The organism is Curtobacterium sp. MCLR17_055 (assembly GCF_003234305.1).
Taxonomy (GTDB): Bacteria; Actinomycetota; Actinomycetes; order Actinomycetales; family Microbacteriaceae; genus Curtobacterium; species Curtobacterium flaccumfaciens.
This window is the reverse complement of record NZ_QKSX01000014.1, coordinates 50,594-73,211: the sequence shown is the minus strand read 5'-3', so window position 1 is coordinate 73,211 and position 22,618 is coordinate 50,594. Positions and strand designations below refer to the sequence as shown.

Below are 22,618 nucleotides of genomic sequence, written 5' to 3'. Positions count from 1 at the left end.
CCACCGCGAAAGCGCGGCACCACTCGCCGCCGCCTGGCGGACAGACCAGGCTCCGCCTGGTTGTGTGGACGTACAGGTTCGCAGCACCACACGTCGAGGAGGACGGATGGCAATCGACCGGAGGACGTTCATGCTCGGGGGAGCGGGGGTGCTGCTGCTCGCCGGCTGCTCCACCCGACCCGAGCGCACGCGGGTCGAGGACTGGCCCACCGAACCGCCCGAGGGCGAGGCGACGATCAGCTGGTGGGCCGGCCAGGTCGCCTCGAAGGACGGCGGTGACCTGCGGCGAAGGCTGATCGCGGAGTTCCAGAAGGAGCACCCGAACATCCGCGTCCGGATCGTCAGTGCCCCGAGCGACACCGACACGAACCGCACCAGCCTGACGACCCAGATCGCGGCCGGCAGCAGCACGCCGGACGTCTACCTGGGTGATGTCGCCTGGCCCGGGCAGTTCGCGAAGAACAAGCTCGCGACCCCCGTGAACCAGCTCGTCGGCGAGGACTTCTTCGACCAGTTCCCCGAGGGGCTCCGGCTCGCGGCGAGTGTCGACGGCACGTACTACATGTTCCCGCTCTACATCGACGAGTCGTTCTTCCTGTACCGGAAGGACCTGCTCGCGAAGCACTCCCTGCAGGTGCCGGGGTCGTGGGAGGAAGTGCGCGAGACCGCCGCGAAGCTCGTCGACACCGGCGACGTGTCGTACGGGTTCGCGTTCCAGGGCGACGTGTACGAGGGACTGACCTGCAACGTCACCGAGTTCGTCGCCGACGCGGGTGGGTCGCTGCTCAACGACGACCTCACGAAGCCCGAGACGACGAGTTCCGAGACCAAGCGCGCGTTCGAGTTCATGCGGTCGCTGGTCACGTCGGGAGCGTCGCCACGGGCCACCCTGACATACCAGGAGCAGGACACCAACGACGCCTTCTCCGGCGGCCGCGCGGCGTTCCTCCGCAACTGGTCGTACGCGTGGGGGATCGCGAACGGCCCGGACAGCCAGGTCGCCGGCAAGGAGGGGCTCGCCGCGCGACCTACGTTCGACGGCATGGACGAGCACCACTCGACGATCGGTGGGTGGGGGAACTACATCAACCCGCACACCCAGGAACCCGCGGCGGCACTGACCTTCGCGCGCTGGATGTCGAGCGAGACAGCGCAGCAGTTCCTGACCCGCGAGGGCGGGGTCCTGCCGGCCCGGTCGGCGAGCCTCGTCAGTGCGGACGCGAAGCGGCAGGAGCGCCCGACCTACGACACGGCGGCGGGCATCACGCTCGTGCCCCGCCCGACCTCGACGGCCTACTACCCGAAGGTCTCGCAGGGCGTCTACCAGAACGGCAACAGCATCCTCGGCGGGCAGGCGTCCGTCGACGGCGGCACCAGCGCGATGGCCTCCGCCATCTCGCTCGCCCTGCAGGGAGCAGCGCTGTGAGCGCCGGCACGGCGACACGACCGGCACGGCCTGGAGGCACGGGTCGCGTCGATCCGCCGCCCCGGCCGACGGGGCGGTCACGTCTCGACCGCATCCGCTCGCGGGGCGCGTGGGGCTTCGCGGCACCGGCGCTCCTGGTGGTCGCGGCGGTGACGATCTTCCCGGTCGTGTACTCGGTCGTCCTGAGCTTCGCGGACGTCGAGGTCGGCTACGAGGGCTTCACGATCCAGTCGTTCGGGTTCGACAACTACGCGGCCCTGCTGCAGAGCGCCGACTGGTACCGGGCGCTGGGCTTCACGGTGCTCTACACGGTGGTGACGGTGTCGGTCGAGCTGGTGCTCGGCATGCTCGTCGCACTGGTGCTCGAGCGGCTCGGGGCCACCCGCGGCTGGATGCTCGCGCTCATGCTCATCCCGTGGTCGCTCGTGACCATCGTCAACGCGCAGCTGTGGAAGTACATCTACGACAGCACCTACGGCGTCGCGACGTGGTTCTTCGGGTTGTTCGGGGACGCCCCGGTGATCCTCGGCGAACCGGTGCCCGCGATCACCGGGCTGATGGTGGCGGACATCTGGAAGACGACGCCGTTCGTCGCGATCATCCTGCTCGCCGGGCTCGTGCAGATCTCGGAGGACCACTACGAGGCCGCCGAGCTCGACGGCGCGAGCACCTGGCAGACGTTCTGGCGCGTGGTGCTGCCGCAGCTCACCCCGACCCTGACGATCGCGGTGCTGTTCCGCATCCTGCAGGCGTTCGGGGTCTTCGACCTGCCGTTCGTGCTGACGAACGGCGGCCCGGGCACCGCCACCCAGTCCCTCGCGATCATGGGCTACAAGGTGCTCTTCCAGGACATCAACATCGGACCGGGCGCGGCGATCGCGACCTCCACCGCGGTCATCGTCGCGGCGGGGTGTCTGCTGTTCCTCCGGGCGTTCCGGAACCAGGCGAAGGGAGGGGACGACTGATGCCCCGTCAACGCGTGCGCAAGGGTTGGCGCAAGTGGGTCAACACCGTCAACGTCAGCGGTGTCGTCATCGCGGTGCTCACCGCGCTGCCGCTCTACTGGCTCGTCACGACGTCGCTCAAGCCGGCGTCCGAGATCGGGCAGTCGCCGCCCACCGTCTGGCCGCAGTCGTTCACCTTCGACAACTTCGTGGTGGCCTTCCGCGACAACGCGCTCGGCCAGTACATGGTGAACAGCGTCATCGTGTCGGTGTCGACCACGGTGATCGTGCTCGCGCTGGCGTTCCTCGCCGGGTACGCCCTGGCCGGCCGGTTCATCCGGGGACGGACGGCGATCATGACCTCGCTGCTCATGCTGTCGGTGTTCCCGGCGATCGCGGTGCTGACGCCGCTGTACCTGCTCGAGCGCAACCTCGGGCTGCTCAACTCGTACCCGGGTCTGATCGTGCCGTACGTGGCGTTCAACCTGCCGTTCGCCATCTGGATCATGCGGAACTACTTGCAGGGGATCCCGTCGACGATCGAGGAGGCGTCCGAGATCGACGGGGCCGGGGCGTGGCGGACCGTGCTGTCGGTGATCCTGCCGATGGCGAAGCCGGGCCTGTTCACGGTCGGCGTCTTCACCTTCACGGCCTCGTGGAGCGAGTTCCTGATGGCCCTGACGTTCAACAGCGAGAACTCGTTCCGGACGATCCCGGTCGGCATCGCGCTCTTCGGGACGCAGTTCACGGTGCCGTTCGCGCAGATCTTCGCCGCGAGCGTCGCTGCGACGGTGCCGATCGTCATCCTGGTGCTGGTGTTCCGCCGCTCGATCGTGTCCGGTCTGACCTCCGGAGCCGTCAAGGGGTGACGGGTGTCCGGCATGCGGAGATAGGTAGAGAACTTACCTAGCTGCGCATGCTGGACATTCGTCCGAGCGCCGTCCTGACCGCCCGTACCCTGCCGTCAGGGGCTCGGTGCGCCGAGATCGACGGCTGCGACGATGCGGTCGATGATCCGCACGAACCTGGCCCGCTCCCGTTCCGAGAAGGAGGCCATCAGGTCGTGCAGGTGCTTGTTCGTGCCGTCCATCGCGCGCGCGTAGTCGCGGCGGGCAGCATCGGTCAGCTCGATGTACCGGCTGCGGCCGTCGTCGGGGTTCGGGACACGGCTGAGGTGTCCGCTGTGCTCGAGGCGGTCGACCATGCCGGTGACCGCCGGGCCGGTGAGTCCCAGGTGCTTCGACAGGTCCTTCACGCGCACCGTCCGACCTGCTTCCTCGGCACGCGAGACGAACTGCAGCAGCGTCAGGTCGCCGCCGGAGACGCCGAGCTCGTCGCGCAGTCGTCCGCGCAGTTCGGAGACCGCGGCCTCGAGCCGGGTCAGCGCCGCGTTCAGGTCGACATCGCTCACGACAACGTCCCCTCTGCACGGGTCTCGTCCGGGTCACGATACGCCGCAGTCACCGCACCAGCGTATCCACATAACGCGGAGCGTGGAACGGTGTGGGTGACGGCATCGGGAGCGGGGCACCGTGGCTGACCCTGTCCCGACTCCACAGTCCGCTGCACCCGCCGGGGAACCGGTCCGTTTCGAGGTCTCCGGCGGGGACCCCGACGCGGCCGAGCGCGACCTCGCCGCCGTCCACGGCGCCGATCGGTGGTCCGTGCGGCGCATCGACGAGGACTTCTCGTACCGGTACACGGCCGTCGGCGACTCCGACGTGAGCATCCGGCGCTCGCAGCTCCGCGGTGCCGTGCGTGGCTCGGTCCCCGTGGGCGCCGATTACGTGGTGACGTGGATCACCAGCGGGACCGCGCACCTGGACTCCGGGCGCGTCCGGATGGAGTTGCGCCGGGACGTCCCCGTGCTCCTGCCGCCCGAGGACGACTTCGTGTTCACGGCCGAGGACCACGACCAGCGCCTGGTGCACTTCGGGCGGGAGTACGTGCACCGCGTCGCGTTCGAGCACCTGGAGGTCGAAGCGGCACCGCTGCGGTTCGACCCGACCCGCATGCCGGAACCGGAGACCGCCGAGCGCTGGCAGGGGGCGCTCGTGGCGCTGTCCCGGGCGCTTCGCGCCGAGGGCCCCGACTCGGACGCGTGGCACGAGGCCAAGCGGTCGGCGGCCACCGCGTTCCTCGACACGTTCCCGCCGCAGGCCGACGACCTGCCCGCGGTGCTCGGCCTGCCCCGGAACGCCCGGCTGCGCGCCGCGGTGGAGTACATCCACGCGCACGCTGCCGAGCCGGTCACGGTCCAGGAGCTGTCCGAGGTCGCCGGCCTGAGCGTGCGGTCGGTCCAGGAGTCGTTCCGCCGGGTCTTCGACGTGTCGCCGCTGACGTACCTGCGCGAGGTCCGGCTCGACCGCGTGCGCGGCGAACTGCTCGAGCTCGACCCGCAGGCCGGGGTCGTCGGCGACGTTGCCCGCCGCTGGGGGTTCGCCCACCTCGGCCGGTTCTCGGCGGCCTACGCGGCCCGGTTCGGCGAGTACCCGAAGCAGACCCTGCGCCGCTGACGGCGGCGGGTGCTCAGCGGCCGGGCGTCGGCCTCGGCGCGGGGCCCGTGCTCGCCCGAACCCGCAGGGTCGTGGGGAGCCGGACGTGGTCCGTCGTCGGTTCGCCACGGAGCATCGTCAGGAGCATCTGCACGGCGTGCGACCCGAGCTCGGCGAGCGGCTGCGACACCGTGGTGAGCGGCGGGGTCGTGGTGGACGCCTGCGGCACGTCGTCGAAGCCCACGACGGACAGGTCCTGGGGGACGCGGAGCCCGACCTCGGCCGCGGCGCGGAGCACACCGATCGCCGACGAGTCGTTCGCGGCGAACACCGCGGTGGGGCGGTCGGCGAGGGTCAGGAGCTCGCGGGCGACGGCCGCGGACTGGTCCTCCTGGTAGCCGCCGTCACGCAGCAGACACTCGTCGACCGTGATGCCCGCAGCTGTCAGGGCCGAGCGGTACCCGGCCGCGCGCAGCTGGGCGGAGGCCAGGTCGGCGCGTCCCTGCAGGTGCGCGATGCGGGTGTGCCCGAGTGACAGCAGGTGTTCGACGGCCTGCACCGCGCCGGCCTCGTTGTCCGCGTCGACGGTGGCGTGCCCCTCCGGCCCGGTGTGCGGGTCGATCGCCACGACGGGGATCGACGAGCTCGACAGTGCCGTGGTCGGGGTGACGACGATCGCGCCGTCGATCAGGGTGCCGGACAGGCGGGACAGCGACCGGCGCTCCCACCCGGGTCGGTCGGCGCCGGTCATCAGGCCGGCGTAGGCGAGGAGCTCGTAGCCGGTGCCGGTGGCCGCCCGCGAGATGCCGCGGAGCAGCTCGGTCGAGAACGGCTCGAACTCGGGCACCAGGATGCCGACGACCCCGGTCCGCGAACTCCGCAGGCTCCGGGCGACCAGCGACGTCTCGTACCCCAGGTCGTCGACCACCTGCTGCACGCGGAGCATCGTGGCGGGTGCGACCCCGTCCCGCTGGTTGATCACCTTGGACACCGTCGGGATCGAGACCCCGGCCACCCGCGCCACGTCGCCGATCGTCACCCGGCCGGCACCGGGACGCGCGCCGAGTGCCGAGTCCATGTGCACACCGTACCGCTGCGGCACCATGCGAACGGTAAAGAAAACGTTATCGATATCGATTGACATGGGCCAGGAGCAGCAGGCATGCTCTCCGCAGCGGCAGTCGATGTCGCGCATGTCAACGACGACACTTCAGGAGTTCCACGATGACGAGGAAGATCCGTGCCGCGGCAGCCATCGCGCTGATCGGGGCCACAGCACTGGTGGCCAGTGGGTGCTCGGCGGGCAGCGATGCCTCCGAGGACGGCGGGAAGGTCACGATGACCTTCTGGCACAACTCGACCACCGGACCGGGCAAGGCCTACTGGGCCTCGACGGTCAAGGCGTTCGAGGAGAAGTACCCGAACGTCACCATCAAGACCCAGGCGATCCAGAACGAGGACCTGGACGGCAAGCTCCAGACCGCCCTCAACTCCGGCGACGCCCCCGACGTGTTCCTGCAGCGCGGCGGCGGCAAGATGGACGCGATGATCGCTGCCGGGCAGCTCATGGACATCTCCGACTCCATCAGCGCCGACGCGAAGAAGTCCATCAGCGCGGGCACGTTCGCCGGGTACGAGAAGGACGGCAAGACCTACGCCATGCCGGGCGCGGTGCTCCCCGAGGGCATCTGGTACTCGAAGGACCTGTTCAAGGAAGCCGGCATCGAGGGCACGCCCACGACCATGGACGAGCTGAACGACGCGATCACGAAGCTCAAGGCCAAGGACATCGACCCGGTCGCCGTCGGCGCGAAGGACGCCTGGCCGGCCGCCCACTGGTACTACAACTTCGCGCTCCGCGAGTGCAGCCAGAAGACCCTCGAGGACACGGCGAAGTCGCTGAAGTTCGACAACGCCTGCTGGACGAAGGCCGGCGAGCAGCTCGAGGACTTCAACGCCACCAAGCCCTTCAACAACGGCTTCCTGACCACCGCAGCACAGCAGGGCGCCGGCAGCTCCGCCGGTCTCCTCGCCAACCACAAGGCCGCCATGGAGCTCATGGGCGCGTGGGACCCGGGCGTGATCGCGTCGCTGACGCCGGACGCCAAGCCGCTGCCCGACCTCGGCTGGTTCCCGTTCCCCGCGATCGACGGTGGCAAGGGTGACCCGAAGTCGATGATGGGTGGTGTCGACGGTAACTCCTGCTCGGCACAGGCCCCGAAGAAGGCGTGCACCGACTTCCTGAACTTCATCGTGCAGAAGGACAACCAGGAGGGCTACTACAAGGCCTTCAACGCCATCCCGGTGAACAAGGAGGCCCAGTCGGTCGTCGACTCGGACTACCTGAAGTCGGCCCTGGCCGCCTACCAGGAGGCCCCGTTCGTCTCGCAGTACCTCGACACCCTGTACGGCCAGAACGTCGGCAACGCGCTGAACACCAGCGTCGTCGACCTGCTCGCCGACAAGGGCAGCGCGAAGGACATCGTCGAGACCACCAACCAGGCTGCGGCCAAGGGCTGAGCATGACCCTCGACACCTCGCTCGGTACGACTCCGACCACCGGGTCGGACACGGCCGCGGGGACGTCCCCGGCGGGGAGCGGTTCGCCGCTCCCCGCCGGTCGGCGGACCAAGCGCCGCATCGCGGACTGGCGGAAGCGCGTCGAGATCGCGGTCCTCGCCGGACCCGCGGTCATCGTCTTCGTCACGTTCGTGATCCTGCCCGTGGCGCTCGCCGCCTACTACGGGTTCTTCAAGTGGCAGGGCTACGGCCCGCCCACCGACTTCGTCGGGCTGCAGAACTACCTGATCATCTTCCAGGACAAGGCGTTCCACGCGGTCCTGATGCACAACGGCTTCATCGTCGTGCTCTCGCTGGTGCTGCAGGGGCCGATCGCGATCGTGCTCGCACTGCTGCTCAACCAGAAGATGCACGGCCGCGGGCTCGTCCGCGTGCTCGTCTTCGTGCCGTACGTCATCTCCGAGGTGATCGTCGGCACCGGATGGAGCCTGATGCTCCAGTCGAACGGCGCCGTGAACGACCTGTTCCAGAGCATCGGCCTGGGCGGGCTCCGTGCGGACTGGCTGTCGAACCCCGACATCGCCATCTGGACGCTGCTCGTGATCATCTCGTGGAAGTACATCGGCTTCGCGGTGATCCTGTTCCTCGCCGGCCTGCAGAGCATCCCCGAGGAACTGTTCGAGGCCGCCGCCATCGACGGCGCCGGCTACTGGCAGATCCAGCGGCGCATCACGCTGCCGCTGCTCGGCCCGACGATCCGCATCTGGGCGTTCCTGTCGATCATCGGCTCGCTGCAGCTGTTCGACCTCGTCTACATCATCTGGGGGCAGTACATCGCGTCGACCGCGGGCACCTCGACGATGGCGACGTACATGGTCGCCAACGGCCGGACCTCGGGCAACTTCGGCTTCGGCAGCGCCGTCGCGGTCGTGATGTTCGTGATCTCGCTCGTGGTCGCCCTGATCTACCAGCGCTTCGTGCTCCGCCGCGACACCGCGGGTGCACTCACCGAGAGGAAGAACTGATGGCCACCACGAGCATCGTCGCCCCCGGGCGCCGGGCCGTGCGGGAGCGCCGGTCCAGTGCCGCGATCGGACGCGCGAACCCGCTGACCTACGTCGTCGCGATCCTGTTCGTCGCCGCCAACCTGGCACCCGTGCTCTACATCGTGCTGGGCGGCTTCCGGACCAACTCGCAGATCACCACGAGCCCCGCCGGGCTGCCGGCACCGTTCGAGTTCGGCAACTACGGGTCCGTGCTGTCCAGCGGTATCTTCTGGCAGCAGCTCGGCAACTCCACGATCAGCGCCGTCACGACCACCCTCGGGGTCGTCGTGCTCGGGCTGATGGTGAGCTTCGTGCTCGCCCGCTACCGGTTCGCCGGCCGCGGGGCGCTGTACGCCCTGTTCGCTGCTGGTCTGATGTTCCCGATCACCGTCGCGATCACCCCGCTGTACCTGCTCGTCAAGGACCTCGGTCTGACGAACAGCCTGGCCGGCGTGATCCTGCCGCAGATCGCGTTCGCGCTGCCGACCACCGTCATCATCCTGGTGCCGTTCCTGCGGGCGATCCCCGACGAGCTCGAGGAGGCCGCGTCGATCGACGGAGCGAGCCGTCTCGGGTTCTTCTTCCGGATGGTCGTGCCGCTGTCGCTGCCCGGCGTCGTCACGGTCGGCATCCTGGCGTTCATCGCCAGCTGGAACAGCTACATCCTGCCGCTGTTCATCCTGAACAACGAGGCCGCGTACACGCTGCCGCTCGGGGTCCAGTCGTTCTCGTCGCAGTACTCCGTCGACACCGCCAAGGTGCTCGCGTTCACCTCGATGTCGATGATCCCGGCGCTCGTGTTCTTCACGATCTTCCAGCGCCGCATCGTCGGCGGCCTGACCGGGGCGGTGAAGGGGTGACCGCGACGGACGCGACGCGGACCGCCGGACGCGATCCGCGCCTCCAGGCCGACAGCACGACGGACGCGACGACCGCGACGGACGCAGCCGCGACGGACGCGACCGCGACGGACGCGACCGCGACCACCGCCGGACCCCGCGCCGACGCCCTGCTCGCCGTGATGACCCTCGACGAGAAGGTCGCCCAGCTCGTCGGCTACTGGCTCGACCAGAACGGCGTCGTCGCCCCCATGCAGGGCGAGATGGCGGCCGTGCAGCAGGGCAGCGCCCTGGCGGACATCACCCGCGACGGCATCGGGCAGTTCACCCGCGTCTACGGCACCCGCCCCGTCGAACCCGACGAACGTGCTGCCTGGCTCTGGGCCGAACAGCGCCGCCTGCAGCGCGAGACCCGGCTCGGGATCCCGGCGCTCGTCCACGAGGAGTGCCTGACCGGCCTCGCCGCGTGGAAGGCCGCGACGTTCCCGACCCCGCTGGCGTGGGGCGCGTCGTTCGACCCGGAACTCGTCGAGCAGGTCGGCGCCGCGATCGGTGCATCCATGCGCCAGCTCGGCGTCCACCAGGGGCTCGCACCGGTGCTCGACGTGATCCGCGACCCGCGTTGGGGGCGGGTCGACGAGTGCATCGCCGAGGACCCGTACCTGGTCGGCACGGTCGGCACCGCGTACGTGCGTGGCCTGCAGTCCGCCGGGGTCGACGCGACGCTGAAGCACTTCCTCGGCTACTCGGCGTCGCAGGCGGGGCGGAACCACGCCCCCGTGCACGCCGGTGCCCGCGAGGTCGCCGACGTGTACCTGCCGCCGTTCGAGATGGCGCTGCGCGACGGTGGCGCCCGGAGCGTCATGAACTCGTACGCCGAGATCGACGGCGTGCCCGTCGCGGCGAGTGGCGAGCTGCTCACCGACCTGCTCCGCGACCGGCTCGGCTTCGACGGCACCGTCGTCGCGGACTACTTCTCGGTGGCGTTCCTCGAGGTCATGCACGGCATCGCCGCCGACCGTGGCGAGGCCGCGGCGCTGGCGCTCGAGGCCGGCATCGACGTCGAGCTCCCGACCGGTGACGCGTACCTCGCGCCGCTGGTCGAGCGGGTCCGCAGCGGGCAGGTGGACGAGGCACTCGTCGACCGTGCCGTGCTCCGGGTGCTCCGGCAGAAGGAGCGGCTCGGCCTGCTCGAACCGGACGCGTTCGCCGAGGACGCCCCCACCGGGATCGACCTCGACACCCCGCTGCACCAGGCACTCGCACGCCAGCTGGCGGCGAAGTCGCTCGTGCTGCTGTCGAACGACAGCGGCAGCGCCACCGCCGACGGCACCACCCCCGTCCTCCCGCTCGCACCGGGGGCCTCCGTCGCCGTCATCGGCCCGAACGCCGACCGCGCCGAGGCCCTGCAGGGCTGCTACTCGTTCGCCAACCACGTGCTCGCCTCGCACCCCGAACTGCCGCTCGGCTTCGCGATCCCGACCGTCCGCGAAGCCGTCACCCGGGCCCTCGGCTCGTCGGCGGTCCGCTTCGCCGCGGGCTGCGCCGTCACGGGCGACGACCGGGCGGGTTTCGCCGACGCGGTCGCCGTGGCCTCCGCCTCGGACGTCGCGGTGGTCGTCGTCGGCGACCAGGCCGGACTCTTCGGCCGCGGCACGGTCGGCGAGGGCAACGACACCGAGTCGCTCGACCTGCCCGGCGTGCAGCGTGAGCTGGTCGAGGCCGTCGTCGCGACCGGCACCCCCACCGTGATGGTGCTGCTGACCGGCCGGCCGTACGCGATCGGCTGGGCGCTCGACGGTGACCAGCCGCGTCCGGCCGCGGTCGTGCAGGCGTTCTTCCCGGGCGAGGGCGGCGGGCTGGCGATCGCCGACCTGCTGACCGGCGCGGCCTCACCCTCGGGTCGCCTGCCGCTGTCCCTGCCCCGGTCCGCCGGTGCGCAGCCGTTCACGTACCTGCACCCCCGGCTCGGCGGTCCGTCCGACGTCACGGCCGCCGACTCGACGCCGGTGCGACCGTTCGGCTTCGGCCTCGGCTACACCGACTTCGCGTACGAGGAGCTCGTCGTCGACCCGGACGTCCGATCCGACGGCGTCTTCACCGCGTCGGTGACGGTCCGGAACACCGGGTCCCGTGCCGGCGAGGACGTCGTCCAGCTCTACGGGCACGACGTGCACGGCAGCGTCACCAGGCCCGAGGTGCAGCTCCTCGGGTACGCGCGGGTCGCGCTCGCCGCGGGGGAGTCCGCGCGGGTCCGCTTCCGCGTCCCGGTGCAGCGCTTCGCGTTCACCGACCGTCGGATGCGCAAGGTGGTCGAGCCCGGCGACGTGCAGGTCTGGGTCGCGTCGCACGCGGCGGCGTCCCGGCCGGGAGGCCCGGTGGCAGCGGGTGGGATCGTCGCCTCGGGCGACGGGCCGGTCCGACACCCCGTCCCCGGCACCGCCACGGAGCGCGCCACCGTCGCGGTCACGGGCGCGGTGCACGAGGTCACCCCGGGCGACCCCCGCTTGGTGGAGTGGTCGCTCGTCTGACCTGGTGACGGGCCACGCGTCCTGGGCATGACCGGGTGACGGACAGGAGGCGCGGTGCGGGCTCGCACCGCGCCTCCTGTCCCGTCAGCGGGTCGCGGTCACCCGACCGGTTCGATCCGGTCGGACAGGTCCAGTGACCAGACGGCGACGCCTGTCAGGCCGAGCCGTTCCGCCAGCGCGACCCGTTCGCGCAGCGAGCGTGCGTCGGACCACCAGAGCACCTCACCGCTCGGCAGGGTCGCGGTCCACTCGCCGACCGTCGCGTCCCAGCGGGCGGTCGCGCCCGCCTTCCGGACCCGGAGCCGGGCCTGGGCGTCGGAGAGCTGACCGGCCGGACGCTTCCCCTTCCAGTGGTAGCCGTACCCGGCGACACCGAGCACGATCTGGTCGGCAGGAGCGAGGGTCGCGAGTGCACGGGCGGCCTTCGACGACCACGCGAGCGACCCGACCGGGCCGGGTGCGTCCGACTCCCAGGGGCCGTGCTGGTCGTAGGCCATGAGCGTCAGGTGGTCGAGCGGGGCGCGGAGGGCGCGCACGTCGTAGCCGAGGCGGGCGTAGCCGGCGGCGGTGGTCGACGCGGACAGGGCGATGTCGAGCCGGACGTCGTCGCCGACGGCGGCCCGGAGCTCCCGGGCGAAGGCGGTGAGGCCGGGCTTCTCGGCCGGGGTCAGCGCCTCGAGGTCGATCATGACCGAGTCCCAGCCGCCCGTGGCCACGTCGGCGGCGAGTGATCGGACGACCCGGGCGCGGTTCGCGGCCGAGGTCAGGAGCTTCCGGGCGATCGGCTCGCTGAAGTCCCCGTCGGCCTCGGAGTAGTTGCTGACGAGCAGCTGCGCGGTGAGGCCGTTGGCGTGCGCCCGGTTGCGCTGGGCCTTGGTGGCGCGTGACGGGGCGGTGACCTTCGTGCCCGTGCGGTTCAGCAGTAGGCCGTCGACGCCGACCACGTCCATCGCGGCGGCGTTCGCGTCCACCAGGGCGGTGTCGGCGTTCTCGGGCTGGAAACCGGTCACGTCGAACGCGTCGGCCCGGGCGGCGGCCGGGGCCGTGCAGCCGGCGAGTGCGAGTCCGGTGGTGAGCGCGGCGGCGAGCAGCGCGGAGCGGCGTCGACGCGGGGTGGTGGTCACGGGGAGGGGCGTCCTGTCGTTCGTGCCCGGTCGGGGCGCGTCGTCGGCGCCCCGGTCAGGAGGCGCTGATGGTCGTGGTGGGTCGTGCCGGCGGGGCGCCGGCGACGTCGTCGGCGGAGACCGGCCCCTCGGCGTCCGTCGGTTCCGGGCTCAGGACGAGGCCGGAGCCGCTCGCCGCGCTGGCGTAGAGCTCGTCGAGCCACGAGCGGTTCACGCTCGGGGACTTGCCGCCGGCGAACTTGAAGTGCAGTCCACAGTACGGGTGGATCCAGATGCTGCTGCGGCCGCCCCCGACGGCGGGGTCGTCCTTCCACGAGAACACGAAGCTCTCCCCGCGGCGGATGAGGTTCACGATGACGATCTGCAGGTGCGTGAGGGCACGGTCGTCGAGGCGGAGTTCGAGGGGTTGGGAGTCGTAGATGAGCTGGCCCATGGCGCTGCCTTCCGTTCGCCGGGGCCCGCCGCATGTGCCGGACCCGCGGGGTCCATCCTCCCGCGGATCCACGAAGCGTGGCGCATTCCGTCCATCTACGGCGTGATCAGTCCCGGTCCGGGCCGATGCCCGACGGCGGGACGGTCGGCGCCGACCACGGCGGGAGCTCGGCGGACGGGTACCCGCCGTGCTCGTCCGGCGCCCGCAGCATCGGGTTGACCGCACGCAGCCGGAGGCCGGAGGTGTCCTCGGCGACCCCGCGGACGGCGTTCGCCAGCAGGAACGCGACGACGTCGGCCGTGCTGCCGTCGGGGTCGTAGCCGTGCCAGGGGCGGTCGTCGCCCTGGGCGCGGCGCAGGGCATGGGCGAAAGTCGCGTCGGCGTCGTCGACCTCCACCTCGCAGTCGAGCACGATCCGGAAGCGTGATCCCTCGCCCGGGGACCCGGCGAGGTCCGACGTGGCGCGGGGGTCCGGGTCCTCCGGGTCGAACGACCGGAGCGCCGCCGACGGTGCGGTGCCGAACGCGGCGCGGTACTCGGCCGCCATCCGCCCGGCGTTGCTGAAGTGCCAGTGCTTCGCGACGTCCGCGATGGTGCGACGGTCGGCCGGTGTCATCGACAGCAGGTCGCGGCGGACGCCCTCGAGTCGCACCCCGCGCAGGTACGACGCGGGTGAGGTCTGCAGCTCCCGTCGGAACGCGCTCTGCAGGCCGCGGGTCGACAGGTGTGCGGCGGCGGCGATGTCCGGTACGGAGATCGCTTCGCGGGCGTGGGCGTGCACGAACCGCAGCGCCTCGTGCACGGTGCGGGACAGCCGTGCTCCGCCGTGCTCGGGACCACTCGCCGTGGTCGGTGCCTGGTCCATACGTGGAGGGTACGAGTCGGTCGGGCCGATCGGCCTCCGACGCCACGACGCCGCCGCTATCCGGCGTGCGCGGATGTGGATCGCACCCGTTCGGGGGCCATTGTGGACCCCGGTGAGGGCGCTTATCGTCCAAGAGGTACTCAAACTGTCCCCCTCCGAACAGGGTCGGAGGCACGGGGACAGATCGGAGGATCTGATGAGTGGTTACGAGCGTGCACCGGGGGTCACCCCGGTCCACATCACCTCCTACCGGGCTCGGGCACGCGCTGCCCGACGCGGGTGGATCGTGCAGTCCGAGGACGACGTCGACCGCGAGCGGTTCACCTTCGCGGACCTCCGCGCCCGGCGAGGGTCGGGCCAGTGAGCAGCGACACCGTCCCGCGGGTCGCCGTCGGCAACGCGCCCCGGACCGCCGAGCGGTGCGGCCGGACCACCGCGGACGCCGTCCGGACGGTGCGTGCCGTGTACGACGGTCGCGACGTCCGGTTCGCGCCCACCGACCGGTTCGCGTTCCGCCACCGGACGGTGCGCCACCACAACGTCGCGCTGCTGTCGTCGGCGGTGTCGACCGCCGCCGCCGCCTCGTTCACGCCGGACGGCACGCCGGTGCTGGCGTGGTCGACCGCGGGGTGCCTGCGGGTCGACGACGACGCGCCCGCCCGGCCCGGTGTGCCGGTGCTCCTGCCGACGGACCGGCCGTTCACGCTGCTCGTGCCGGCGGGGACCGTCCAGGTCCTGCGGGTCGACCGCGGATTCCTCGACGCCGTGAACGGGGTCGTGTTCGACCACCGCTTCGCCGGCCGACTGCGATCCCGCCCGGCCGAGGCCGAGGTGTCCCACCTGGTCGCCCGCATCGACGCGGTCGCCGTCAACGCACTGCACCCCGACCGCAACCCGGGCGGGCACCTGTCGGCACAGGTGCTGCTGGCCGAGTCCGTGCTGCGGGCCTTCGGCGGGACGGACGCCGAACCCGACGCATCGCCGGTCCGCCGGACGGTGAACACCGTGCAGCTCGCACAGGCCTGGCTCGCGGAGCACTGCGACCGGCCGCTCCAGCTCGCGGACGTCTGCGGGGCCGTCGGGGTCAGCTCCCGCACGCTGCAGGAGAACTTCGTGCAGCACGTCGGCGTGAGCCCCTTGACGTACCTGCTGCAGGTCCGCCTCGACCGGGTCCGGATCGCGCTCCAGCTCGCCGACTGCGCGCAGACGACGGTGGCCGAGGTCGCGCACCGGTGGGGCTTCCGCCACATGGGGCGGTTCTCGAGCACGTACTTCCAGCGCTTCGACGAGTACCCGAAGAAGACGCTCCAGACGAGCACCTGAGCGCCGATCCGTGCGTACCCGACACCAGCGGCTGATCGGGCTGGCGGAGCGGGTCCTGCTCCACCAGCCGGACGTCGTGCCGGACAGCATCCTGTTCGAGTGGGGCGACCACCGCGGACGCGACTGGGAGCAGACCCTCACCGTGCACTACGACGTCGGTGGCGGGAGCGCCGGCCCCCACCACCGGCACCACTACTTCATCTGACGGAGCGCTGCAGCCGGTCCGCCAGGAACGCCGCCTGACGCTCCCAGTGCCGGAAGCCGCCGCCCTCGTGCCCGTTGTACGGGTACACGACGATCTCGCGGTCGGTGGAGCCGAGGGCGTTGAACGCGGCGAAGGTCGTGCGCGGCGGCACGACGTCGTCCATCAGCGCGACCGAGAACAGCGCCGGGGCGGTGATGCCGGCGGCGTGGTTCACCCCGTCCAGGTACGCGGCGGTCTCCCACACGGTGTCAGCCGCGTCGCGGTGGACGGCGAGGTACTGCGCGAGCTCCAGGTACGGCCCGCCGACCGCGACGTCGGTGCCGTTCCGCCAGTCGGCCAGGAACGCCACGTCGGGCAGCACCGCGGCGACCGGTCCGACGTGTGCCTCGACCAGGGCCGCTGCGGCGATCGTGATGCCGCCGCCCTGGCTGCCGCCGGTCAGGGCGATGCGCTCGGGGTCGACCCCGGGCAGCGTGCGCACCGCCGCGACGAGCCGCACGGCGTCGGTGTAGACGCGGCGGTAGTAGTGGTCGGCGGGCGAGCCGATGCCGCTCGTCATCCAGCCGCTGGCGTGCGGTGCGGAGCCGTGCGGGTCCGGGGTGTCGCCGCCGGCCCACCCGGAGCCCTGGCCGCGGGTGTCCATCACGACGTGCACGTAGCCGGCGAGGGCCCAGTGCACGCGCTCGCCCGGGCGACCACGGCCACCGCCGTAGCCGAGGAACTCGACGACGACCGGCAGCGCGCCCGGGTCGTCGGTCACGGGACGGTTGACCCACGCCCGCACCGGGTCACCGGCGAACCCGGGGAACGTCAGGTCCTCGACGACGAGCCCGGTCACCGGGGTCTCGGCCGGCACGAGGGTCACCTCGACGCCCTCGCCCGCGGTCCGGGCGGCGGTGATCGTGTCCGCCCAGAAGGCGTCGAAGTCAGCGGGACGACGGACGTCCGAGCGGTGGGCGCGGAGCGCGTCGAGGGGCAGGTCGGTCAGTGGCATGGGTGTCCTCCGGGGACGATGATGCCCCCGGCGCCCTGGTGGAGGGCGCCGGGGGCGGGGAGTGTCGGATCCGGTGCGTCGGTCAGCGCGCCGCGGCGCGGTACTGCTCGAGCACCTCGGGGCGCGGGTCGGACGGCACGGTGGTCGTCGCGGTGTCCCACGTCGGCAGTGCGCCGGTGAGCGCCCACGCGGCCTGCTTCGCAGCACCCGCGGCGACGTACTCGCCGGGCTCGGGTACCAGGACGTCACGGCCGAACACCTGCGCGGCGACGGCGCGGACCGCCGGGTTCCGCGCAGCGCCACCGATGAGCAGCAGCCGCTCGACGGTCACGCCGGTGTCCTGCACCGCGGCCAGTCCGTCGGCGAGGGCGCAGAGCATCCCCTCGACGGCCGCCCGGGCCAGGTGCGCCCGGTCGGTGGTCGCCGGCGTCATGCCGAGCAGCGAAGCGGTCGCGTCCGGGCGGTTGGGCGTGCGCTCGCCGACGAAGTACGGCACCAGGACGAGGCCGTCGGACCCGGCCGGCGCCTGCAGCGCCAGTTCGCCGAGTGCGTCGTGGTCGACGCCGAGCAGGCCGCCGATCACCTCGAGCACGCGGGCCGCGTTGAGCGTCGTGACGATCGGGAGGCGCGACCCGGTCCCGTCGGCGAAGCCCGCCACGGTCCCGCTCGGGTCACGCACCTCGGCGTCGCTGACCCCGAAGACCGTGCCGCTCGTGCCGAGGGACACCGCGACGTCACCCGGGCCGAGACCCAGGCCGAGCGCTGCCCCGGCGTTGTCGCCGAGCCCGGCACCGACGACGAGGCCGGACCGCGCGACCGCGCCGCCGGGCAGCTCGACGTCGGTGGACAGGGTGCCCATCGCCTCGTCGGGAGCGACCACGCGCGGCACGACCACGGCGTCGTCGTCACCCATCGACGCCGGACGCATCGGTCGCCCGAGCGCGAGCTCGAACAGCTCCGGGTCGTACTCGCGGCGCACCGGGTCCCAGTACCCCGTGCCGCTGGCGTCGGACGCATCCGTCGCCAGGGCGTCGAGGTCGGGGCCGAGCAGGCTCTCGTGCGCCGGTCCGTACCCGCGGAGCCGCCACGACAGCCAGTCGTGGGGGAGCGCCACGGCCGCGACGCGGGCCGCGTTCTCGGGCTCCGCGTCGCGGAGCCACCGCAGCTTGGTACCGGTGAACGACGCGACCGGCACCAGCCCCGTCCGGGCGACCCACGCCTCCTGGCCGAGCTCGTCGACCATCTGCGCGGCCGCGTCCGCACTGCGGACGTCGTTCCAGAGCAGGGCGTCGCGGACCACGTGACCGTCGGCGTCGAGCGCGACCATGCCGTGCTGCTGCCCGGCGATGGCGACGGCGCCGACGTCGTCGAGGCCGCCGGCGTCCGCGACGGCGGCACCGAGCGCGTCCCACCAGTGACGGGGGTCGACGGCGGTGCCGTCCGGGTGGGACGCGCGTCCCTCGCGGACGACCGCACCGGTCGCGGCGTCACGGATGGTGACCTTGCAGGACTGGGTCGACGAGTCGACCCCGGCGACGAGCTGGCGCTCGTCCGTGTTCTCAGCCACGAGCACCCATCAAGTGCTCCATCGCGAGCTGCTGCAGGCGGACGAAGCCGAAGCCCTTGCCGCCGAAGTACGCGTCGGCGTCGAAGTCCTCGTAGGCCGAACGGTCGGCGAGGAACGTGTCGTACGACTCGCCGTCGTTGAGCGTCGGCGTCGACAGCTCGCCGACCTTGGAGGCCTCGAGCGCTGCCTGCACCTCGGGGTCGGCACGGAACGCCTGCGCACGCTCCTTGAGGAGCAGGTACATGCGCATGTTGGCCGATGCGGAGTCCCAGACACCGGTGATGTCCTCGGTGCGGCTGGGCTTGTAGTCGAAGTGGCGGGGGCCGTCGTACGCCGGGCCGCCCTGCGGGGCGCCGTGCTCGAGCAGGTCGACGAGCGAGAACGCGTTCTGCAGGTCGCCGTGACCGAACACCAGGTCCTGGTCGTACTTGATGCCGCGCTGGCCGTTGAGGTCGATGTGGAAGAGCTTGCCCTGGTAGAGCGCCTGGGCGATGCCGGCCGTGAAGTTCAGGCCCGCCATCTGCTCGTGGCCGACCTCGGGGTTGATGCCGAACATCTCCGGTCGCTCGAGCGTCTCGGTGAAGGCGATCGCGTGGCCGAGGGTCGGCAGGAGGATGTCGCCGCGGGGCTCGTTCGGCTTCGGCTCGATGGCGAACCGGATGCCGTAGCCCTTGTCGGTGACGTACTGGGCGAGCAGGTTGACGGCCTCGCGGTAGCGCTCGAGCGCGGCCTGCACGTCCTTGGCGCTGTCGTACTCGGAGCCTTCGCGGCCACCCCACATCACGAACGTCGACGCGCCGAGCTCGGCGGCGAGGTCGATGTTGCGGAGCACCTTGCGGAGCGCGAAGCGGCGGACCTGGCGGTCGTTCGAGGTGAAGCCGCCGTCCTTGAAGACCGGGGCGGAGAACAGGTTCGTCGTGACCATCGGCACGACGAGCCCGGTCGACTCGAGCGCGCCCTTGAGGCGGTCGATCTGGGTCTGGCGTTCGGCGTCGGTGGAACCGAACGCGAACAGGTCGTCGTCGTGGAAGGTCAGGCCGTAGGCCCCGAGCTCGTCGAGCTTCTCGACCGCCTCGACCACGTCGAGGGCGGGTCGGGTCGGCCCGCCGAAGGGGTCGGAGCCGTTGTAGCCGATGGTCCAGAGACCGAAGGAGAACTTGTCTGCACGGGTGGGCGTCGTTGCCATGGTGGTCACCGTTCGTCGTCGAAACAAAATGTTGCCGCGCCCAACATAAGCGGTAGTGTTGGCTGTGGCAAGCACGTGATCGCAAAGGAGCGAGCGGATGGCAAGTGAGTCGACGGTGCAGCAACGACTGCGGGTCGCGATGGTGGGGCACGGCTTCATGGGAGCCGCACACTCACAGGCGTGGCGGACCGCCCCCAGGTTCTTCGACCTCGGAGCCGAGCCGGAGATGGCGGTGATCGTCGGGCGTGATCCCGAACGCACCGAGGCCGCTCGGCAGCAGTACGGCTGGCAGGCGGCGTCCACCGACTGGCGCGCCGTCGTGGCCGATCCGGACATCGACGTGGTCGACGTCGTGTCCCCGGGGTCCTCGCACGTCGAGATCGCGATCGCCGCGCTCCAGGCCGGCAAGCACGTCCTGTGCGAGAAGCCGCTCGCGAACACCGTCGCCGAGGCCGAGGCGATGACCGCCGCCGCCGACGCCGCCCGTGCACAGGGTGTCCGGGCGATGGTCGGGTTCAGCTACCGCCGGGTGCCGGCCATCGCGTTCGCGCGCCAGCTGGTGCAGGACGGCCGGATCGGCACCGTGCGCCAGGTCCGCGCGCTCTACCTGCAGGACTGGTTGGCGGACGAGGACGGCCCGATGACCTGGCGCCTCGACAAGTCGCTCGCCGGCTCCGGGGCCCTCGGGGACATCGGCGCCCACGCCATCGACCTGGTCGAGCACGTCACGGGCGCGTCGCTCGCCACCGTCTCCGGCACGCTCGAGACCTTCGTGACGGAGCGTCCACTGATGGCCGAGGGGGTCGGGCTCTCCGGCACCGCGTCGAGCGAGCGCGGGCAGGTCACCGTCGACGACGCCGCGTTCTTCACCGCCCGCCTGGGTGGCGGCGCGGCCGACGGTGCGATCGGCACGTTCGAGGCCACGCGCTACGCGACCGGGCGGAAGAACGGTCTGACGCTCGAGATCAGCGGGTCCGAGGGCGCGATCCAGTTCGACCTCGAGGCGATGAACGAGCTCCGGCTGTACGAGTCGAACGCCCCCGCGGGGGAGCAGGGGTTCCGCCGCATCCTCGTCACCGAGCCCGAGCACCCCTACATGGCCGCGTGGTGGCCGACCGGGCACCTCATCGGGTACGAGCACACCTTCAGCCACCAGGTGAAGGACTTCGTCGACGCGATCGTCGCCGGCACCGACCCGTCGCCGTCGTTCGCCGACGGCCTGCACGTGCAGCGGGTCCTCGACGCGGTCGAACGCAGCGCCGCCGCCGGCAGCACCTGGACGGCGACCTCGTGAGCGCCGCCGAGCAGACCCGCCAGGCGCTCGTCGTCCGCGGCGGGTGGGACGGCCACCAGCCCGTCGAGACCACCGACCTGTTCGTCCCGTTCCTGCGCGAGAACGGGTTCGAGGTCCGGGTGTCGGACTCGACGGCCGTCTACGCCGACGCCGCCGTCATGGACGAGGTCGACCTGATCGTGCAGGTCGTCACGATGTCGACCATCGCCGACGACGAGTTCGCCGGGCTGCAGCGCGCGGTCCTGGGCGGCGCCGGACTGGCCGGCTGGCACGGCGGCATCGCGGACGCGTTCCGGAACACCGCCGACTACCTGCACATGGTCGGTGGCCAGTTCGCCCACCACGCCGGCAAGCACCCCGACGAGCGCGTCGGGGAACAGTCCGACAACTACATCCCCTACACGGTGCACATCACCGACCTCGGGCACGAACACCCGATCACGCAGGGCATCGAGGACTTCGACCTCGTCACCGAGCAGTACTGGGTGCTGTCCGACGAGTACAACGACGTCCTCGCGACCACCACCCAGGACGCGCGCGACTTCGACGCCTGGAACCGACCGGTCACCGCACCGGCGATCTGGACACGGCAGTGGGGCGAGGGCCGCGTGTTCGTCTCCGCACCAGGGCACCGCCTCGAGGTCGTCGAGTCGCAGCCACTCCGCACCATCATCGAACGGGGACTCCTGTGGGCAGCACGGTGAACGAAGGGGTGCTCCGCGTCGGTGTCGTCGGCGTCGGGGTCATCAGCCAGCAGTACTTCGAGCACTTCCCGGCGCTGCCCGGGCTGTCGCTCGTGGCGGTCGCCGACCTCGACGTCGCCCGTGCCCAGCAGGTCGGTACTGCACAGGGCGTTCGCGGCACCACCGTGGACGACCTGCTCGCCGCCGACGACGTCGACGTGGTGCTCAACCTGACGATCCCGGCCGCGCACGCGGACATCGCCACCCGGGCCCTCACCGCCGGCAAGCACGTCTACGGCGAGAAGCCGCTCGCGATGTCCACCGCCGAGGCCGCACCGGTGCTCGAAGCCGCCCGCGCCGCCGGCCTGCGCGTCGGCAGTGCCCCGGACACCGTCCTCGGCACCGGCATCCAGACCGCACGCGCCGCCCTCGACGACGACGCGATCGGCACCCCGGTCGGTGCCGCCGTCGCCTGGAGCGCACCCGGGCACGAGCTCTGGCACCCCGCGCCGGCGTTCTACTACCAGCCTGGCGGCGGACCGCTCCTCGACATGGGGCCGTACTACCTGACCAGCCTCGTCACGTTCTTCGGGCCGGTCGTCCGGGTCAGCGGCAGCGCCACCCGCTCCACCCGCGAACGGACGATCGCCACCGGACCGAACGCCGGCACGTCGATCCCGGTCGACATCGACACCCACGTCGTCGCGATCCTCGAGCACGAGGGCGGCGTGGTCTCCACCGTGACCGTCTCGTTCGAGGTCTGGGCAACCCGCGCCCCGCTGTTCGAGGTGTACGGCACCACCGGCACCCTGGGCGTCCCGGACCCGAACCGGTTCTCGGACACCGTGTCGATCGCCACCGCCGACGACCGCTCCTGGCGCGACCTGCCGGTCGCCGCCGGGTACGCCGACGCCGGCCGCGGCTACGGCCTCGCCGACATGGCGCACGCGATCGCGACGGACCGGCCGCACCGAGCCTCCGGTGACCTCGCGTTCCACGTGCTCGAGGTCATGGAGGCGGTCTCCGCCGCCGCCCGAGACCACTCGGTCGTCGACGTGCACTCGCGCGTCGAGCGACCCGCCACCGTCCCCGCCGGGTCCGCACCCGGATCCTGGTGACGGAACCCGACCACCGCGAAGAAGG

General features: G+C 71.6%; 22 protein-coding genes. 14 read left to right on the top strand and 8 right to left on the bottom strand.

What is annotated here, in order from left to right; all coding sequences use genetic code 11:
- The first annotated feature begins 106 nt into the window (after nucleotides 1–106).
- The 3 genes from DEJ09_RS13125 to DEJ09_RS13115 are packed head-to-tail and all read left to right on the top strand — an operon-like array spanning nucleotide 107 to nucleotide 3,239.
- Complete coding sequence (locus tag DEJ09_RS13125; protein ID WP_111088878.1) at nucleotides 107–1,426, top strand: ABC transporter substrate-binding protein; 1,320 nt, start codon at nucleotides 107–109, stop codon at nucleotides 1,424–1,426.
- Complete coding sequence (locus DEJ09_RS13120) at nucleotides 1,423–2,391, top strand: carbohydrate ABC transporter permease (RefSeq protein WP_171907805.1); 969 nt, start codon at nucleotides 1,423–1,425, stop codon at nucleotides 2,389–2,391. Before DEJ09_RS13125 ends, DEJ09_RS13120 begins: the two co-directional genes overlap by 4 nt.
- On the top strand, nucleotides 2,391–3,239 hold the full coding sequence (locus tag DEJ09_RS13115; RefSeq protein ID WP_027464448.1) for a carbohydrate ABC transporter permease: 849 nt from the start codon (nucleotides 2,391–2,393) through the stop codon (nucleotides 3,237–3,239). Before DEJ09_RS13120 ends, DEJ09_RS13115 begins: the two co-directional genes overlap by 1 nt.
- Nucleotides 3,240–3,334: 95 nt before the next feature.
- On the opposite strand, the gene DEJ09_RS13110 is transcribed toward DEJ09_RS13115, so the two are convergent.
- Nucleotides 3,335–3,781 carry a MarR family winged helix-turn-helix transcriptional regulator gene (locus DEJ09_RS13110; RefSeq protein ID WP_111029629.1) on the bottom strand — a complete coding sequence of 149 codons (447 nt, stop codon included), beginning with the start codon at nucleotides 3,779–3,781 and terminating at the stop codon, nucleotides 3,335–3,337.
- Between the two features lie 121 nt (nucleotides 3,782–3,902).
- Between DEJ09_RS13110 and DEJ09_RS13105 the strand changes: the two genes are divergently transcribed.
- Nucleotides 3,903–4,886, top strand: a complete 984-nt coding sequence (locus tag DEJ09_RS13105) for a helix-turn-helix domain-containing protein (RefSeq protein WP_111033623.1) — start codon at nucleotides 3,903–3,905, stop codon at nucleotides 4,884–4,886.
- A gap of 13 nt (nucleotides 4,887–4,899) precedes the next feature.
- Here the strand turns inward: DEJ09_RS13105 and DEJ09_RS13100 are convergent, their stop codons facing one another.
- On the bottom strand, nucleotides 4,900–5,943 hold the full coding sequence (locus DEJ09_RS13100; RefSeq protein ID WP_181433144.1) for a LacI family DNA-binding transcriptional regulator: 1,044 nt from the start codon (nucleotides 5,941–5,943) through the stop codon (nucleotides 4,900–4,902).
- 146 nt (nucleotides 5,944–6,089) lie between these two features.
- On the opposite strand from DEJ09_RS13100, the gene DEJ09_RS13095 reads away from it, so the two are divergent.
- From DEJ09_RS13095 to DEJ09_RS13080, 4 genes are read left to right on the top strand one after another with little or no spacing between them, the layout of a single operon-like run.
- Complete coding sequence (locus tag DEJ09_RS13095) at nucleotides 6,090–7,385, top strand: ABC transporter substrate-binding protein (RefSeq protein WP_111088877.1); 1,296 nt, start codon at nucleotides 6,090–6,092, stop codon at nucleotides 7,383–7,385.
- Between the two features lie 2 nt (nucleotides 7,386–7,387).
- Complete coding sequence (locus DEJ09_RS13090) at nucleotides 7,388–8,410, top strand: carbohydrate ABC transporter permease (RefSeq protein ID WP_027464452.1); 1,023 nt, start codon at nucleotides 7,388–7,390, stop codon at nucleotides 8,408–8,410.
- Entirely contained in the window at nucleotides 8,410–9,291 is an 882-nt protein-coding gene (locus tag DEJ09_RS13085) for a carbohydrate ABC transporter permease (protein ID WP_017886791.1), read from the top strand. The genes DEJ09_RS13090 and DEJ09_RS13085 overlap by 1 nt, the downstream gene beginning before the upstream one ends.
- Entirely contained in the window at nucleotides 9,288–11,801 is a 2,514-nt protein-coding gene (locus DEJ09_RS13080) for a glycoside hydrolase family 3 N-terminal domain-containing protein (RefSeq protein WP_220034942.1), read from the top strand. The genes DEJ09_RS13085 and DEJ09_RS13080 overlap by 4 nt, the downstream gene beginning before the upstream one ends.
- A 98-nt stretch (nucleotides 11,802–11,899) precedes the next feature.
- Here DEJ09_RS13080 and DEJ09_RS13075 read toward each other — a convergent pair whose 3' ends face one another.
- From DEJ09_RS13075 to DEJ09_RS13065, 3 genes are all read right to left on the bottom strand, one after another.
- Nucleotides 11,900–12,925 carry a glycosyl hydrolase family 18 protein gene (locus tag DEJ09_RS13075; RefSeq protein WP_111088876.1) on the bottom strand — a complete coding sequence of 342 codons (1,026 nt, stop codon included), beginning with the start codon at nucleotides 12,923–12,925 and terminating at the stop codon, nucleotides 11,900–11,902.
- 55 nt (nucleotides 12,926–12,980) lie between these two features.
- Entirely contained in the window at nucleotides 12,981–13,358 is a 378-nt protein-coding gene (locus DEJ09_RS13070) for an ATP-dependent DNA ligase (RefSeq protein WP_071245963.1), read from the bottom strand.
- Between the two features lie 106 nt (nucleotides 13,359–13,464).
- On the bottom strand, nucleotides 13,465–14,223 hold the full coding sequence (locus tag DEJ09_RS13065; protein WP_111088875.1) for an AraC family transcriptional regulator: 759 nt from the start codon (nucleotides 14,221–14,223) through the stop codon (nucleotides 13,465–13,467).
- Between the two features lie 196 nt (nucleotides 14,224–14,419).
- Here DEJ09_RS13065 and DEJ09_RS18185 point away from each other — a divergent pair, with 196 nt between their 5' ends.
- From DEJ09_RS18185 to DEJ09_RS13055, 3 genes are read left to right on the top strand one after another with little or no spacing between them, the layout of a single operon-like run.
- Nucleotides 14,420–14,587 carry a hypothetical protein gene (locus tag DEJ09_RS18185; RefSeq protein WP_181433362.1) on the top strand — a complete coding sequence of 56 codons (168 nt, stop codon included), beginning with the start codon at nucleotides 14,420–14,422 and terminating at the stop codon, nucleotides 14,585–14,587.
- Nucleotides 14,584–15,546: a helix-turn-helix transcriptional regulator gene (locus DEJ09_RS17955; protein ID WP_146245722.1), complete on the top strand. Its 963-nt coding sequence runs from the start codon at nucleotides 14,584–14,586 to the stop codon at nucleotides 15,544–15,546. The genes DEJ09_RS18185 and DEJ09_RS17955 overlap by 4 nt, the downstream gene beginning before the upstream one ends.
- 10 nt (nucleotides 15,547–15,556) lie before the next feature.
- A complete protein-coding gene (locus DEJ09_RS13055; RefSeq protein ID WP_111039981.1) occupies nucleotides 15,557–15,751 on the top strand; it encodes a hypothetical protein in 195 nt (64 codons plus the stop codon).
- On the opposite strand, the gene DEJ09_RS13050 is transcribed toward DEJ09_RS13055, so the two are convergent.
- The 3 genes from DEJ09_RS13050 to xylA all read right to left on the bottom strand — a co-directional run bounded on the left by DEJ09_RS13050 (nucleotide 15,744) and on the right by xylA (nucleotide 19,498).
- The gene (locus DEJ09_RS13050) at nucleotides 15,744–16,745 is read right to left on the bottom strand and encodes an acetylxylan esterase (protein ID WP_111088874.1); all 1,002 of its coding nucleotides are present in this window, start codon (nucleotides 16,743–16,745) and stop codon (nucleotides 15,744–15,746) included. The genes DEJ09_RS13055 and DEJ09_RS13050 overlap by 8 nt on opposite strands.
- Before the next feature lie 82 nt (nucleotides 16,746–16,827).
- Nucleotides 16,828–18,312, bottom strand: coding sequence for a xylulokinase (xylB, locus tag DEJ09_RS13045; RefSeq protein ID WP_111088911.1), 1,485 nt, complete (start codon nucleotides 18,310–18,312; stop codon nucleotides 16,828–16,830).
- Nucleotides 18,305–19,498 (bottom strand): xylose isomerase, encoded by a 1,194-nt coding sequence (gene xylA / locus DEJ09_RS13040; RefSeq protein WP_111088910.1) that lies wholly within the window; start codon nucleotides 19,496–19,498, stop codon nucleotides 18,305–18,307. Before xylA ends, xylB begins: the two co-directional genes overlap by 8 nt.
- A gap of 97 nt (nucleotides 19,499–19,595) precedes the next feature.
- Here xylA and DEJ09_RS13035 point away from each other — a divergent pair, with 97 nt between their 5' ends.
- From DEJ09_RS13035 to DEJ09_RS13025, 3 genes are read left to right on the top strand one after another with little or no spacing between them, the layout of a single operon-like run.
- The gene (locus DEJ09_RS13035; RefSeq protein ID WP_246521439.1) at nucleotides 19,596–20,792 is read left to right on the top strand and encodes a Gfo/Idh/MocA family protein; all 1,197 of its coding nucleotides are present in this window, start codon (nucleotides 19,596–19,598) and stop codon (nucleotides 20,790–20,792) included.
- Nucleotides 20,789–21,496 carry a ThuA domain-containing protein gene (locus DEJ09_RS13030; protein ID WP_111039984.1) on the top strand — a complete coding sequence of 236 codons (708 nt, stop codon included), beginning with the start codon at nucleotides 20,789–20,791 and terminating at the stop codon, nucleotides 21,494–21,496. The genes DEJ09_RS13035 and DEJ09_RS13030 overlap by 4 nt, the downstream gene beginning before the upstream one ends.
- Nucleotides 21,481–22,593 carry a Gfo/Idh/MocA family protein gene (locus tag DEJ09_RS13025; protein WP_111088873.1) on the top strand — a complete coding sequence of 371 codons (1,113 nt, stop codon included), beginning with the start codon at nucleotides 21,481–21,483 and terminating at the stop codon, nucleotides 22,591–22,593. Before DEJ09_RS13030 ends, DEJ09_RS13025 begins: the two co-directional genes overlap by 16 nt.
- Nucleotides 22,594–22,618: the final 25 nt, after the last annotated feature.